The sequence below is a fragment of the Nocardia sp. NPDC052316 genome (assembly GCF_044547795.1).
Classification (GTDB): Bacteria; Actinomycetota; Actinomycetes; order Mycobacteriales; family Mycobacteriaceae; genus Nocardia.
The window spans coordinates 408,378-423,624 of record NZ_JBIUBB010000001.1; the positions used below are offsets into that span (position 1 = coordinate 408,378).

Here is a 15,247-nt window from a genome sequence, read left to right on the forward strand (position 1 = left end):
CTTTCGTGTGCGCTCGACTCAGTCGAGCGCGGCCCAGGACTCCATGATGGTGCGGGCGATGGAGATCGAGCCCGGCAGCAACAGCCGCGCGCCCGAACCCTGCGCCGACCAGTCGCCCGCCGCCAGCGCCGCGCGCACCTCGTCCCTGGTGAACCAGTGCGCCTCGGCGATCTCGCCGTCGGAGAAGACCAGCGGCTGCGCCGGATCGCCGACCGCGGCGAAGCCGAGCATCAGCGACCGGGGGAACGGCCACGGCTGGCTCCCCAGGTAGTGGATGTCGCGCACATCGACGCCGACCTCCTCCTTCACCTCCCGCTCGACGCACCGCTCCAGCGACTCGCCCGCCTCGACGAATCCTGCGAGCAGCGAGAACAGCGTCTCCGGCCAGCTGTGCTGCCGCGCGAGCAGCACCCGGTCGGCGCCGTCGTGAATCAGGCAGATGACCGCGGGATCGATCCGCGGGAACTCCTCGTAACCGCTCTCGGTGACCCGCGACCAGCCACCCTTGCTCGACGTGGTGACGGTGCCGTCGGCGCTGTGGAATCCGGCCTTGTCATGCCAGTTCAGCAGGGCGACCGCAGTGGAGAGCACCCCGGCGGTGAGATCGTCGACCGTGTTCGACATGCCGCGCAGGTCGGTCAGCGAGCCCGTGAGCTCCCGGTCGCGCACCGCCCACAGGTGCACACCGCCGTCGATGCCGAGGAACACCGCGTCGGGGCTCGGCTCGGGCGACAGGTCGATGGCCTTGTCCAGAACGAGAGCGCTGTTCTCGAATCTGACCTGTCCGCGCGCGTTCACCCGCAGCAGCTTGGCGTCGCGCCAGCCTTCCGACAGGGCCTGCGCGTCGCCTCGCGTCTCCTCAGCACGATCGAGTACGGAACGGGACAGCAAGGGCACACCATTGAGCTGAAAGACCGGCACCCTCCGAGACTATCGCGCCGAACGCCCGGTTCCCGTGCCGCGGCCTTACTTGGCCGTGCGGCGGATGTAGAGCAGCTTGTCGCTGCCCTCGAGCGAGTCCACTTCCGGCTCGCCGACCCGGACCAGCACGCCGGCGCGCACCACGCCGAGCACGATGTCGCTCAGATGCCGCGGGGAGCCGCCGATCTCCGAGGGATCGACATCGCGTTCGGCGATCGCGAACCCCTCTTCCGGAGTGAGCAGGTCTTCCATCATCTCGACCACCGAGGGCGTCGTCGTCGCGACGCCGAGCAGCCTGCCCGCCGTCTCCGAGGAGACCACCACCGAGTCGGCGCCGGACTGGCGGACCAGGTGGGTGTTCTCCGCCTCGCGGATCGCGACCACGATCTTGGCGCTCTTGGTGAGCTCCCGGGCGGTGAGGGTGACCAGCACCGCGGTGTCGTCGCGGTTGGTCGCAACCACCACCGAGGACGCGTTCTGCACGCCGGCCAACCGCTGCACGTCGGACTGGGTGGCCGAGCCGTGCACCGTCACCAGGCCCGCGTTCGCGGCGGCCTCCAGCGCGATCACATCGGTGTCGACCACCACGATGTCGGCGGGCTGCACATTGTCGCCGAGCATCGCGTCGATCGCGGTCCGTCCCTTCGTGCCGTATCCGACGACCACGGTGTGATTGCGCACGCTGTGCCTCCATCGCTGAATCTTGAAAGCCTGCCGGGACCGTTCCGTCAGCACGCCGAGGGTGGTACCGACGAGAACAATGAGGAACAGCACACGCAGCGGCGTGATGATGATGATGTTGGCCAGTCGCGCCTGCGGCGTGATCGGCGCGATATCGCCGTAGCCGGTGGTCGACAGCGACACCGTGGCGTAATAGAACGCGTCGAGAAACGACAGCGGATCGCCCGAATTGTCGCGGTAACCGTCCCGGCCGATGAACACCACCATGGCCGCGGCGAACAGCAGCCCGATCGCGAACAACACCCGGCGGGTCAGCGAAATCCACGGACTGGTCTGCACTTCCGGGATGCGCAGCACGCCAACCAACGCGAAATGCGGGCGATTCGACAGCCCGAGCGTGCGCGCTCGATCACCGAACAGCGGACTCACCCGCCCTGGTATTCAACGAGTCGGCTGTTCCCGGCTCTGCTTGTCCCTCCGGCACAGCACGGGAGCCTACCTGTTTCCGGGGATACCACCCGCTCTCGACGCGAATGCCGGGTAATGCGAAGGTGCCTCATGGCAGAAAACGCTCACGTACCCGCCCGCGCCGCCGGGCGCCGCCCCGCACTGGCCATCGCCGCCCTGCTGTTCCCCATGGGGGTCCTGCATTTCGTCGCGCCCAAGTTCTTCGACGGGATCGTGCCCCGCGCGCTGCCCGGCGAGGCGCGCAACTACACCTATGCCTCCGGCGTCGCCGAGATCGGCGTCGCCGCGGCGCTGGCCGTCCCGCGGACCCGAAGCCTCGGCGGGCGGCTGGCCGCGCTGCTGTTCCTCGCGGTGCTCCCCGCGAACGTGCAGATGGCCGTCGACACGCTCGGCAACAAGAAGGCCTCCCAGCTGATGAAGGTCGGCACGGTGCTGCGGCTGCCGTTGCAGGTTCCGCTGGTCATCCAGGCGTTGAAGGTGAGCCGGTCGGCGCGGAGTTCCTGATCAGCTCGGCCAGTTCGTCCGGCCCGGCCAGCGCCGCCGGCGCGATGGTCCGGCCGGTGCGCACGTAATGGAAAGCGGCACTGATGCGTTCGAGCATCTCCTGCTCGGGCCTGCCCTCCCTGGACGCCATCAGCCTGGCCCAGGCCAGCCGGTAGACGGCCAGCTGCATGGCGACCGCGGGCTCCTCGGCGGGGGTCGGCTCGGCGCCGGTCTTCCAGTCGACCACGATCCAGCCGCCGCCCGGCTCGGCGAACACCGCGTCCATCCGGCCGCGAATCACGGTGCCCGCGAGCGACGTTTCGAACGGGACCTCCACATCGATCGGGCTGCGGTTGGCCCACGAGGAGTTCAGGAACGCGTCCTGCATCGCGGTCAGCTCGTCGTCGACGCCCGCGTCCGCGGCGGTGCTGCCGTCGGCCGCGCCGGGGAGTTCGTCCAGGCCGAGCAGCCGGGTCGAACCGAACCAGCGCTGCACCCAGGCGTGGAACGCGGTGCCGCGGCGGGCCAGCGGGCTCGGCGGGAACGGCAGCGGACGGCGCAGGCGCGCGGCGAGTTTCGCCGGGTCGGCGCGCATCTCCACCAGCGCGGTCGCGGCGATCTGGCCGGGGAGTTCGACCTCTTCGGCGGCGGCCTGCTCGGACTCGAACTCGGCGAGTAGGGCGTCGACGTCGGCGGCCCAACCGTCGGGGTCGTCGGGGTCGTGGGCGGGGGTGATCGGGTCGAGTGGCTGGTCTGCGGCGAATTGTGCGGTGGCGAAGGCGATGTCCTCGTCGGAGAGAGACGCGTCCATGGGGTCGGGTGGGATATCGATGAAGTGCTCGGGGTGGGCGCCCATGGGGTCCGGCGGCACGGTGTCGAGGTCCGGCGGCATGGCGTCCATGGGGTCCGGTGGCAAGGCGTCGATGTCGTCCGGCGGCTCGAACGGGTACGGGTCGCTGAAACCTGCTGCAGCCGAGGTGCTGTCGAAGAGACCCGCCGAGACGCTATCCGGTTCGAGAGCGGCTTCCGGTTCGCCGGGTTCGGACGCGGCTCCCGATGCCCGGACAGCGGCCGGTGGTTCGGCTGCGCTGTTCTTCTCGCGTGCCGTTGCCCGCGGCGCGGGCGGTTTGGCACGGAGTTCGGCCAGGGCGGCGCGCACGAGCGCGGCCCCCTGCTCGATGGGGTCGCGGCGGTCGCCGAGGGGATCGCGCGGCCATTCGGCGGTGGCCGGGTTGTCGGTGAACGGGTTCACCGCGTCGTGCGCCGGTGGGTCGTCCCAGCGGGCGACGTCGACGACGCCGTTGGCGGGACTGTCGGCGGATTCGCCGGCGTGTTTCAGCTCGAGCAGGAAGTCGGAGGGGCCCTTCGGCGTGGTGCCGGTCTCGGCCCAGTGATGCGACGAAACGAGAAGCACGCGTTCGGTTCTGGTGAGGGCGACGTAGAAGAGGCGGCGCTCTTCGTCGATGCGGCGGCGCTCCAGTGCTTCTTTGTGCGACTTGATCGCGCGTTCCAGGTCGGCGCGGTCGTACAGGTCGGCCAGGTCGAGGACTGGCACACCTTCGGCGGCGTCGTCCTGTTGCCGGTCGCCGCGCAGCTTCGTCGGGAGTTCGGCGAGCGCACCGAGCCAGGTGCCCGACGCGGTCCCCGACGGGAAGACGCCGCGCACCACGTGCGGCACCGCGACGATCTCCCACTCGAGCCCCTTCGCCGCGTGCACGGTCAGCACCTGCACCCGGTCCTTGGCGACCTCGACTTCGCCCGGCTCCAGGCCGTTCTCGACCGACTCGGCGGCGGCGAGGAAGGACAGCAATCCACTCAGCGACGCACCGGAATCGGCCGCGTATCCGGCGACCACCTCGGCGAAGGCGTCCAGATGCTCGCGCCCCGCGCCGGTACCCGACATGGCCCGGCGGGCTTGGGTCTCCACGCCGACGCCGATGGTCCGCTCCACGTCGGCGACCAGCTCGGTCAGCAATTGGCCGCTGCGTTCGCGCAGTGCGGCGAGTTCCCGGCTCAAGGCCTCGATCCGGGCGAAACCCGACTCCGAATACTGTTCGCGCGGACCGGGATCGGCGATCGCGTCGGCCAGGCCGGCCTGCTCGGCGGGTTCGGGCGCCACCTCGCGCAACGCCTCGGCCAGCGTGCTGCCGTCGGTGATGTCCGGGGCGTCACCGCTGGTGAAGCGACTGATCGAGAGCGTGCGCGCGCGGCGGGCCAGCGCCGCGATATCGGCGACACCGATGCGCCAGCGGGCGCCGGTGAGCACCCGCATCGCCGCGCTACCCGAGCCGGGTTCGGCGATCAGCCGCAGCGTGGCGACGATATCGGCGACCTCGGGAGTGGCGAGCAGACCGCCGAGCCCGACGATCTCCACCGGCAAGCCCTCGGCGCGTAGCGCCTCCGCGAGCGGCGAGGCGTCCGCATTGCGGCGCACCAGGACGGCCGAGGTGGGCGGCGGCTCCCCCGCGGCGCGACGGGCCGCCCACTCCTCGACGATCCGCCCGGCCAGCCACTCGCGTTCCTCGGCAACGGTTTCGGTCAACGCCAGCGCCACCACGCCCTGTCCCGCATCGGGTTTCGCGCGCAGGGCGTCGACCGTCACGCCGCCGCCCTCGATGGCTTTGCGGCGCAACGGGTCGGCTACCAGGTTCGCCAGCGCCAGCGCCTCGGGCGGATTGCGCCAACTGGTCAGCAGCGGCAGCGTCGGCGCGGGAACACCGGGGGCACTGGGGAAGTCGGTGGCGAAGCGCGGCAGGTTCGCGGCGGAGGCTCCGCGCCAGCCGTAGATCGACTGCATCGGGTCGCCGACCGCGGTGACCGCCAGCCGTTGGCCGTCGCGTGACGAAGCTTCCCGCGCTTCGGCATTCGAAGACTCGGCGCCGCCGCGTCGCTTGCCAGCTTGCGACTCCTCGCTCGCCGGCCGTCCGGTGTGTCGCGGCTCCCGCGCACTCGTCGGCCGCTCAGGGCGTGCGGACGGATCGGTCTCGGGCGCACCACCGAACAAGGCGGCCAGCAGAACTCGTTGGGCGTGGCCGGTGTCCTGGTACTCGTCGAGCAGGACGAGGCGGAAGCGGGCACGTTCGGCGGTGGCGACCTCCGGGTGTTCGGCGGCGAGGCGGGCGGCCAACGACATCTGCGCGCCGAAATCCAGGGCGCCGCGGCGGCGCAACGCGTCGGCCAGCTGCTGCACCAGTGGGAGCAGCGCGATGCGTTCGCGCTGCACCTGCAGGATGCTCAGCAGGGCTTGGCTCGGCCCACCGCGCTGCCGCGGGCCGGGCGGGAGCGTGTGTACCAACTTCTCCAGGTCGGTGTGCGCCTCGGCCAATTGTTCCGGCTCGACCAGGTGCTCGGCCAGCTGGCCGGCCAGGGCGAGGATCGCCTCGGTGACCGAGACGGGGGTGCGGTCGGTGTCCAGATCGCCGTCCCAGGTGCGCACCACCTGATGCGCGAGCTGCCAGAGCTGGGTCTGGGTGAGTAGCGTCGCCGAGGGCTCCACCGGCAGCAGCAGGCCGTGTTCGGTGAGCAGCCTGCCCGCGTACGAGTGGTAGGTGCTGATCTCCGGCTCCGCGCCGGACAGCTGCGCCCGCAGCTGCCCGGACGGGTCGAGCTCGCGCAGCAACGGCGCACCGGCCAGCCGGGCCAGCCTGGTCCGGATGCGAGCGGTCAACTGCTGCGCGGCTTTTCGGGTGAACGTCAGGCCGAGTACCTCATCGGGCAGCACCAGGCGGTTGGCGACCATCCACACCACGCGGGCGGCCATCGTCTCCGTCTTGCCCGCCCCGGCTCCCGCGACGACCAAGGTCGGGCCAGGCGGCGCGGCGATCACCGCCGCCTGTTCGTCGGTGGGCGGCGGCAGACCGAGCGCGTCGGCCAACTGATGCGGGGTTACCCGGCCGCCGGTCACGGCTGCGCCTCGGTGGTGCCGCACGCCGCGGCGCCGGGCGGCACGGGACCGCCGGGTCGTGCCCGACGAGGGCCGGTGGCGCGGCGACGCGGCCCGACACCCGCGTGCGCCGCGGGGTCGATCGCCCGCTCCGGTACGACCGAGCAGCACAGACATTCGGGGCCACAGATCGGCAGCGGAACGCGGCGGGGCTTGTCGTTCACGACGTCACCTCGCTGCGGCTCGGTTCTGTGACGCCCGGCAGCACGCTGTGTTGGCGATCGACTCGCCGGCGCTCGCTCACTCGTCGGTCACCTGCCTACCGGTGTCCTGGACGGGGCAGCTGCCCGCGACCGGGCAGTGGCGGCAACCGTCGTTGCGCATCGCGAGATAGCTCGGGCCTTCGGTGGCCGCGGCGGCGTCGTGAATGGTGTTGCGCCACTTGTCCAGCGCCTCCGGATCGAGCGGCGGCTGCATGCGCTGGGTGGCGCCCTCCTTGCTGCTCGGCTTGGCCACGTAGACCAATCGAGCACCGCCCGGCTCGCCGAGTGCGCCGGGAGCATCGCTTGCCTCGGCGATGTGTTCGTCCGAGTCCTGCTCGTCGGCGTCCGGTTCGCTTGCAGCGGTGACCGATTCGCCGGCAGCCGAATCGGTCGGCCCATCGGCGGAGCCTGATTCTTCCCGCGCTTCCGCGTCCAGCGCGCCCATCGCCGCCGCCACCTGATACGTCGCCAGCTGCGCGTGATCCACCGCCGCCTGCTTGGTGACCGGCGACTTCCCGGTCTTCACGTCCACGATCACGAAGCGGCCCAGCGCGTCGCGCTCCAACCGGTCGACCCGGCCGCGAATCCGCACGGGCCGTTCGTCTTCCGTCCGCGGCGGCAGCACGCAGTCCACCGGCACCTCGACCCCGGCCTGGGTGAGTTCGCCGCGGGTGTTGCGCACCCAGGCCATGAAGGTCTCCAGCATGGCCTCGGTGCGCCGCAGCTCCTGCCGGGAATGCCAGCCGGATCCGGGATCCACGGACTGCCAAGCCTTTTCGAGTGCGGCGCGCACCTGCGCCTCGGGCACCTGACCGGCCAGCGCCTGCACCAGGGTGTGCACCAGGTTGCCCTTGACGGCGTGCGGGTTGTCGCCGTCGGTGCCGCCGTGCCGCTCCAGCGCCCAGCGCAGCGGGCAGGTGCGCAGCAGCTCCACGGTGGACGGCGAGAGACCGATCGGGCTCTCGTCCTCCTCCCACAGGGACCGCGCCGAACTCAACTCGGCGGTGCCGTACCACTCGTCGGGGTGGGTGCCCGGTACACCGGCACTGGCCAGGCGCGCCAACTGGTGCGCGGCCCGTTGCCTGCGGTCCAGGTCGGCCTCGGGGTCGCAGACGGCGCCACGTAACTCGGCCACCAGCGAGTGCATGACCAGGGCGCGGCCGGGGTCGGCGATCGGCAGCGCGCCGGGCTCCCCGTCCTCGTCGTGCCCGAGCAGCTCGGCCAGGAACCGCGACGGAACGAGATCGCGCTCCCCCGAAACCGACTCCACCGCGGTGACCAGCAACGAACGCCGGGCCCGGCTGCACGCGACGAGCAGCAGCCTGCGTTCCTCGGCGAGAATCGGCGCCGCCCGGCTCACCTGCTCGCCGCCGTCGATGATGCCTGCGGTCAGGTCCACCAGGTCCTCGGTGTTCAACAGCGTCCCGCGCGCCCGCGGGTTCGGCCAGATCCCTTCCTGCACAGCGGCGACCGCGACGACGTCCCACTCCCGGCCCGCGGCGGCGTGCGCGCTGAGCAGGGCGACCGCCTCCTTGGGCGCGGTGCGCGGCGCCGAGCCGTTCGGAATCTCCTGCTGCAGCAGGTATTCCACGAAGCCCTCGATACTCGCGCGAGGCAGCCGATCCACGTAGGCCGCGGCCGCGTCGAACAATCCGACGGCGGCATCGAGATCGCGGTCGGCCTGCATACCCACCGCGCCACCGCGTTCGGACTGCGCGACCCAGCGTCGCTCCAGCCGCGAGGCGGTCCACAGTGCCCACAGCACATCCTCCAGCCCCGCACCGCGACGACGCGCCTTCCGAGCACGCTCGAGCGCGTCGAGCACCCGGCGCAGCGGTGCCGCCTCAACATCGGTCAGCCGCTCCAGGATGCGCAGATCACCGGACCCGATCAGCAGATCCCGCAGCACCTCCGCAGACGATTGATCTATGCCGTGCCGGAGTACGACGGACTCACCGCTCGTCGCGGGACCGTCAGCGGAGTCTGTGGAATTGCTCGCTTGCGCGGCTGTGCTGTCGACGGTGGTTGTGTCAGGCGCGGCGATCGCGTCGGCGGCGGCGGTAGTCGTCGCGTCGGTCGCGACGGCTGAGCCGGGGTCACCGACGGCTACGTAAGGCGAATCAGCCTGCTGGTCGGCGTCCACACCTTCCAGTTCGGCCTCGCTGCCACGCCATTCGGAGTCTTCGATGCTCCATTCGGCGTCCACCCCATACCAATCCGCGTCGTCCGCGGCCCGCTCGACGCTGCCCGGACTCTGCTCGGGCAGTCCTGTTTCCCGTTCCGAACTCTCGATTGCCCGGTCGGGCTCTCCCGGATTCCGCTCGGAGTACTCGCTTTCCGGAGCCTCGTCCGCGCCCCGGCCGAACTTCGCCTTGTTCCGCTCGGATTCCAGCACGCTGCGTCGCACACCACGCCGCAACCGCCGCAGCGTGATCTGATCTGCGCCGCCAAGTGGGCCGGCGAGCAAGTCCAGCGCGTCCTCCGGCTCGAACGCCGAGCCTTTCTCGCCCGCGAGCAATGCCCGCAGCGACAGCAGCATCCAGGCCGCGCCACGCCGCCTGGCCAACGGTGTGTCCAGCGCGGGCTGCTGCACGGGCACACCCGCCGCCAGTAGCGCCCGGCGCAGCGGCGGCAGCGACAGCGGCACCGACCGGACGATCACCGCCATCCGCGACCACGGCACCCCACCGGTCAGGTGCGCCCGTCGTAGGTGGTCGGCGATGAGGGCGGCCTCCTTCGCGGGCGTGGCGAGCACCCGCACCCGCACCTCGGTGCCGTCGTCGGCCGGTTGGTCCGCGCGCTTCGGCAACGAAAAGCGTTGTGGCGCACTGCCGGGCAACTTCGCCGCCACCCGGGCGACCGCCAGCTCCACCGGACCGCCCGAACGATGGTTGTCGCGCAGCACGATTCGCTGCCCGTCGGGCGCGGGCAGGTCGGCGACGAACCGGGCGTCCGCGCCGCGGAAGGCGAAGATGCCCTGGTCGGGATCGCCCGCGACGACGGTGGTGTGCGCGCTGTGCCCGATCGCCCTGACCAGCATCGCGGCCTGCGGGTCGAGATGCTGTGCATCGTCGACCAGCAGGTACCTGATCCGGGCGCGTTCGGCGGCGAGCAGATCGGCGTCGCCGGCCAGCGCGTCCAGTGCGGCGCCGATCAGTTCGGCGGCGTCCAGTGCGGGTGCGGTCGCCTCCGGCGCTTCGACACCCACCGACCAGCGCAGCAGCATCGTCTGCTCGTAGCGCACCGCGAACCTGCCCGCCGCCACCCACTCCGGTTTACCGTGCTCGCGACCGAGTCGCACCAGATCCTCGGGCCCGAGCCCGCGTTCGGTAGCCCGCAACATCAGATCGCGCAACTGTTCGGCGAACCCGCCGAGTGCCAACGCGGGTTGCAGCCGCTCCGGCCACAGGTCGGCCGCGCCCGCCGCGATGTCGATCAGGTCGCCGCGCAGCATTTCTCGCAGCACCGCATCCTGCTCGGCACCGGTCAGCAAACGCGGCGGCGGGTTGCCGTGTGCGGTCGCGTGCCTGCGCAGCACCGAGAAGGCGTAGGAGTGCAGGGTGCGGGCCAGTGGCTCCCTGGTCGCGCCGGGTACGCCGCCCTCGGCGTCGGGGCCGGCCAGGCGCGCGGTGATGGCGTCGCGGGCCGCGCTCGCTGCCTGCTTCGAATGGGCAAGGACCAGCACGGATTCGGGATCGTCGCCCGCCGCGATGCGGTCGGCGGCGAGGTCGACGAGCAGGGCTGTTTTGCCCGTGCCCGGTCCGCCGAGCACCTGCCAGGGTCGCCACCCCGGGCGCGTCGGCCCGGCCGCGGCCGCGGCCTCGAACAGCGCGCGAACGTCGGCACCCCAGGCGCGCGGCCGGGGCGCCGCCACGTTCCGGCGAACAAGTCGCACCGCGCTATCCGATCGCACCACGCGGGCTATTGCAACAGACACGACCGACACGCCGACGCGCCCCTCGGGCAACTCGCCGAGCGGCCAGCCGCGGCGCAGGTCAAAATGGACCGGTGTCTGCTCTCAATATCTATCGATTCGGCCCCGCGACCGGGCCGGCCGTCCTCGCCCTGCACGGGGTGACCGGCCACGGCAAACGCTGGGAAGACCTGGCCACGAACCACCTGCCCGGTGTCCGGATCATCGCACCTGACCTGCGCGGACACGGACGATCGAGCGCGCTGCCGCCCTGGACCTTCGAGGCCGTCGTCGCGGATCTGGTCGAGTTGCTCACCGCGGAGACCGCCGAACCGGTGACGGTGGTGGGGCACTCGTTCGGCGGCGCGTGTGCGCTTCATCTCGCCGATCGTCGTCCGGACCTGGTCCGGCAGCTCGTGCTGTTCGATCCGGCCATCGCGATCGACCCGGCACTGATCAACGACATCGCCGAGTCGCTGCTGGCCTCCCCCGATTACGCGAGCGTGGCCGGGGCGCGCGAGGACAAGCTGGCCTCCTCGTGGGGCGAGGTCGCGCCGGAGCGCCTGGACGCCGAGCTCGCCGAACACCTTGTCCCCACCGCGAACGGCCGCGTCGGCTGGCGGATGAGCCTGCCCGCCATCACCTCCTACTGGGGTCAGCTCGCCCGCCCCTTCGTGCTGCCGCCCGCCGACCTGCCCACGGTCCTGGTGCAGGCGATGAAGGTGCAGCCGCCGTTTGTCACACCCGAGTTCCGCGCTGCGCTCACCGAGCACCTCGGCGCGCGGCTCACCGTGCACGAGTGGCAGTGCGATCACATGATTCCGCAGGCCCTTCCGGCCGAGGTCGCCGCGCTCCTCCGCTCGATCCTCTGAACGCGATGGCCACCACCGACGATCAGGTCGAGCGGGTGCGCGCGCTGGTCGCGTCGATCCCGCCCGGCCGGGTGGCGACCTACGGGGACATCGCCGCGGCCGCCGGGCTGTCCACGCCGCGCACGGTCGGCTGGATCATGCGCACCGATGCCGCAGACCTGCCGTGGCATCGCGTGATCGGCGCGGGTGGCAAGCCCGCCGCGCACCTGGCCGACCGCCAGCTGCGTCTGCTTGCGGCCGAGGGGGTACCGCTGCGCGAGGGCCGAGTGGACTTGCGGGCGGCGCGTTTTCCGTTTGGGTAATCCCACCCGGCGCGAGCCGCGCGACGGTTACCGTTGAATCATGTCCACCCGCCTGGCGTGTGTCGTGTTCGATGCAGACCGGCCGCGGTTCATCGCGGATTTCTGGGCCGAGCTGCTCGGTTGGGGCGTGACCGTCGACCGCCCGGACGAAGTGGACGTCGCGGCGCACGATCCCGACGGCGCCGACCTGGCCCTGGCCTTCCTGCCCGCCACGCGAGCCAAGCACGGCAAGAACCGCATTCACCTCGATCTGGCCAGCCGCTCGATCGATCATCAACGCCTACAGGTGGATCGCGCGCTGTCCCTGGGGGCGCGCCGCGTCGACATCGGGCAGGGCGCGGTGCCGTGGGTGGTGCTCGCCGATCCCGAGGGCAACGAATTCTGCGTTCTGGAGCCGCGCGAAGAGTATGTGGACACCGGCGCCGTCGCGGCCATCGTGATGGACACCCGAGATCCGCTGCGGCTGGCCGAGTTCTGGTCCGCCGCCTCCGGCTGGCCGGTCGCGCACGGTGGCGCGCAGCTCGCCGGACTGCGGTCGGCGACCGGCCTCGGCTCGTGGCTGGAGTTCGTCCGCACACCGGAGGCCAAGTCGGGCCGCAATCTGCTACACCTGGATCTGGCCTCGTTCGACGACCAGGCCGTCGAGCTGGCCAGGCTGCGGGCTGCCGGTGCCACGCCGATCGAGCACGACGGGGCGAACCGCGACACCGCGGCCGGCCTCGCCTTGGCCGACCCCGAGACCAACGAGTTCTGCCTGCTACGGCCGGTGCGCGACTGCTCCGCCGTGTAAACCGTCGGTGTCCGCCTCCCGGGTTCGCGGCGGCGACGAATTAGCATGTCCGCCATGGTGTACCTAGGCCCTGCTCGGTGACCGCCGCCGACGCCATCGTGCTCGCCGGCGGGCGAGCCAGCCGCATGGGCGGTGTCGACAAGCCCGCGATCGTCATCGGCGGTCGCTCCATGCTCGATGCCGCGCTGGCCGCGGTGGCCTCGTGTGCGCACACGGTGGTGGTCGGACCGCATCGGCCCGAGCTGCCGCCGCAGATCAAGCAGGCCCGCGAGGTGCCACCGGGGTCGGGGCCGGTGGCGGCGATCGGGGCCGGGTTGACCGCGCTCGGCTCGGCGGCTCCGCTCGTGGTGGTGCTCGCGGCCGATCTGCCGTTCCTGTCCGAGTGGTCGGTCACCGAATTGATCAGGCACGCCGGTGAATCCGGGGCCGAGGCGGTGTTCGCGGCGGATGATTCGGGGCGGCCGCAGTATCTGATCGGGGTGTGGCGGCGCACCGCGTTGGCCGCCGCCCTCGATGGACTGGACTCACTGATCAATCAGCCGATGAAGGCGCTGATACCGGCCGATTCGGCGATCATCGCGCTGCCTGGGGTCACCGACTGCGATACCGACGAGGAGGTCAGGCAGGCCCGCGCCGCCGCCGACCCGGCACCACCGCTGTCCCTCGACGACGCCCGGAATACCCTGCGCGACAACCTTTCCCGGCTCACCGACTACACCGCCGAGCTGGCCTCGGTGCGCGGCGCGGCGCTCGCGGCGCCATTGACGGCCGTCGGACCGCTGCCCCGCTTCGACGTCTCCGCGATGGACGGGTACGCGGTGGCAGGTGATGGACCGTGGCGGCTGCGCCGCGATATCGGGTTCGCGGGCGGTCAGCGTCCGGTCGGGCTGTTGTCCGGCGAGGCGGTGCGCATCGCCACCGGCGCGCACGTGCCCGACGGCACCACCAGCGTGGTGCGCGACGAATTCGTCCGGGTGGACGCGGATGAGCGCCTGCACCGACTACCGGACACCCCGATCCGCGACGATGTGCGTCGCCGCGGCGAGGACCGCCGACCCGGCGATCTCGTTGCGCCGCAGGGGACTCCGGTCACCGCCGCGCTGATCTCCGCGGCGGCGAGCGTGGAGGTGACCGCGGCGCCGGTGCGCGGGCCGGTCCGGGCCAGGATCGTGATGACCGGCGATGAGATCCGCAGCGAGGGTCCGTTGCACGCGGGCCAGACCCGCGACTCAATCGGACCCATCCTGCCGGAGCTGTTGTCGCTGTGCGGTATTCGCACCGCCGACCGAGTACATCTGCGCGATACGCCCAACGGCTTCGACCAGGTGCTCGCCGCGGCGCCCGAGTGCGATCTGCTGGTGATCGTCGGCGCGACGGGCGGTGGGGCGGCCGACCAGCTACGCGCGGCGGTGGACCGCGCGCGAGCTCGGGTACTCGTGCGGCGACTGCGGCTGCGGCCGGGCGGTTCCACGATCGTCGCCGAACTCACCACGGGCACTACGGTTCTCGGCCTGCCAGGGAACCCGTTCGCCGCCGTGGCTACCCTGCTGGCCTTGGCGCCCGCCGTCGTCGCGGGCCGCACCGGCGGCGCACCGCGACGCGCCCTGCTCGGCCCGCTGCACAACGCGTCGGAGATAGCGGGACCGGTCGCGCGCATCGTGCCCGCTCGTTTCGCCGAGGCGGGTGGCTGGGTCGGCGACCCGCACATCCGCACTGCACATCTCGGCGGCCTGGTGGACCGCGACGGCCTGGTGATCGTGCCCGCCGACGCCGTCGACGGCGCAACAGTCGAGTTCCTGCCGCTTCCGCGATAGGCCGAGTACGCCCGCCGACTCGCGGGTCGCCTGGTAAACCTGTTGCCCCTGCGGCAACCGCTCGGCAACAATCGGAGCATGGGACGCAGCTTCGAGGAACTGGTAGCGGAAGCCGACACGGTCTCCGTGGCAGGCTGGGATTTCGGCTGGCTCGACGGGCGGGCCAACGAACAGCGGCCGTCCTGGGGGTATCAGCGGATGCTTGGTGAGCGGCTCAGGAAAGTGGCTGCGGCACTGGACATTCAGACCGGCGGCGGCGAAGTGCTGGCCGGTGCCGGGAACTTTCCGCCCCTGATGGTGGCCACCGAGTCGTGGCCGCCGAATATCGACAAGGCGACCCGACTTCTGCATCCACTCGGCGTTGCGCTGGTCGCGGATCCGGATGAACCGCCGTTGCCGTTCGCGGACAATGCCTTCGATCTGGTGGTCAGCAGACACCCGGTCACCGTCTGGTGGGCCGAGATCGCCAGGGTGCTCCGTCCGTCCGGCAGCTATTTGGCGCAACATGTCGGTGATGCAAGCGTTTTCGAACTCGTCGAATATTTCCTCGGCGCACAGCCCGAGGAAATTCGTAAGCGCCGCAATCCGAATGACGATCGGGCCGCCGCGGCGGCCGCCGGACTCGATATCATCGACCTCCGATATGAACGGTTGCGCGTCGAGTTCGGCGATATCGGCGCGGTCGTGTACTTCCTGCGGAAGGTGCCATGGATGGTCCCCGACTTCACGGTGGACCGATACCGCGACCGCCTCCGGGCCCTGCACGACGAGATCGAAGCAAATGGACCATTCATCGCCCATTCGACCAGATTTCTAATCGAAGCACGCAAGCCATAACGCTCCTACCTGCGGAAACA

Annotated in this window: 11 protein-coding genes; 6 read left to right on the plus strand and 5 right to left on the minus strand. The window is 71.2% G+C overall.

The window, feature by feature from the left end; translation table 11 throughout:
- Nucleotides 1-18 precede the first annotated feature (18 nt).
- On the minus strand, nucleotides 19-921 hold the full coding sequence (gene nudC, locus ACIHA7_RS01825) for an NAD(+) diphosphatase (protein ID WP_397284540.1): 903 nt from the start codon (nucleotides 919-921) through the stop codon (nucleotides 19-21).
- Between the two features lie 45 nt (nucleotides 922-966).
- A complete protein-coding gene (locus ACIHA7_RS01830) occupies nucleotides 967-2,022 on the minus strand; it encodes a TrkA family potassium uptake protein (protein WP_206055333.1) in 1,056 nt (351 codons plus the stop codon).
- Between the two features lie 138 nt (nucleotides 2,023-2,160).
- Between ACIHA7_RS01830 and ACIHA7_RS01835 the strand changes: the two genes are divergently transcribed.
- Nucleotides 2,161-2,574: a hypothetical protein gene (locus ACIHA7_RS01835; protein WP_397284542.1), complete on the plus strand. Its 414-nt coding sequence runs from the start codon at nucleotides 2,161-2,163 to the stop codon at nucleotides 2,572-2,574.
- Here the strand turns inward: ACIHA7_RS01835 and ACIHA7_RS01840 are convergent.
- From ACIHA7_RS01840 to ACIHA7_RS01850, 3 genes are all read right to left on the minus strand, one after another.
- A complete protein-coding gene (locus ACIHA7_RS01840; protein ID WP_397284544.1) occupies nucleotides 2,531-6,457 on the minus strand; it encodes a UvrD-helicase domain-containing protein in 3,927 nt (1,308 codons plus the stop codon). The genes ACIHA7_RS01835 and ACIHA7_RS01840 overlap by 44 nt on opposite strands.
- Nucleotides 6,454-6,660, minus strand: coding sequence for a hypothetical protein (locus tag ACIHA7_RS01845; protein WP_397284546.1), 207 nt, complete (start codon nucleotides 6,658-6,660; stop codon nucleotides 6,454-6,456). Before ACIHA7_RS01845 ends, ACIHA7_RS01840 begins: the two co-directional genes overlap by 4 nt.
- A gap of 76 nt (nucleotides 6,661-6,736) precedes the next feature.
- Nucleotides 6,737-10,636: an ATP-dependent helicase gene (locus ACIHA7_RS01850; protein ID WP_397284548.1), complete on the minus strand. Its 3,900-nt coding sequence runs from the start codon at nucleotides 10,634-10,636 to the stop codon at nucleotides 6,737-6,739.
- Nucleotides 10,637-10,707: 71 nt separating this feature from the next.
- Between ACIHA7_RS01850 and ACIHA7_RS01855 the strand changes: the two genes are divergently transcribed.
- The 5 genes from ACIHA7_RS01855 to ACIHA7_RS01875 all read left to right on the plus strand — a co-directional run bounded on the left by ACIHA7_RS01855 (nucleotide 10,708) and on the right by ACIHA7_RS01875 (nucleotide 15,227).
- A complete protein-coding gene (locus ACIHA7_RS01855) occupies nucleotides 10,708-11,484 on the plus strand; it encodes an alpha/beta fold hydrolase (protein ID WP_397284550.1) in 777 nt (258 codons plus the stop codon).
- Nucleotides 11,485-11,489: 5 nt separating this feature from the next.
- Nucleotides 11,490-11,786 carry an MGMT family protein gene (locus ACIHA7_RS01860; protein WP_397284552.1) on the plus strand — a complete coding sequence of 99 codons (297 nt, stop codon included), beginning with the start codon at nucleotides 11,490-11,492 and terminating at the stop codon, nucleotides 11,784-11,786.
- Nucleotides 11,787-11,826: 40 nt separating this feature from the next.
- Nucleotides 11,827-12,576 (plus strand): VOC family protein, encoded by a 750-nt coding sequence (locus ACIHA7_RS01865; RefSeq protein WP_397284554.1) that lies wholly within the window; start codon nucleotides 11,827-11,829, stop codon nucleotides 12,574-12,576.
- 77 nt (nucleotides 12,577-12,653) lie between these two features.
- Nucleotides 12,654-14,390 carry an NTP transferase domain-containing protein gene (locus tag ACIHA7_RS01870; protein ID WP_397284556.1) on the plus strand — a complete coding sequence of 579 codons (1,737 nt, stop codon included), beginning with the start codon at nucleotides 12,654-12,656 and terminating at the stop codon, nucleotides 14,388-14,390.
- Between the two features lie 78 nt (nucleotides 14,391-14,468).
- Nucleotides 14,469-15,227, plus strand: a complete 759-nt coding sequence (locus tag ACIHA7_RS01875; protein ID WP_397284558.1) for a class I SAM-dependent methyltransferase — start codon at nucleotides 14,469-14,471, stop codon at nucleotides 15,225-15,227.
- The last annotated feature ends 20 nt before the right edge of the window (nucleotides 15,228-15,247 follow it).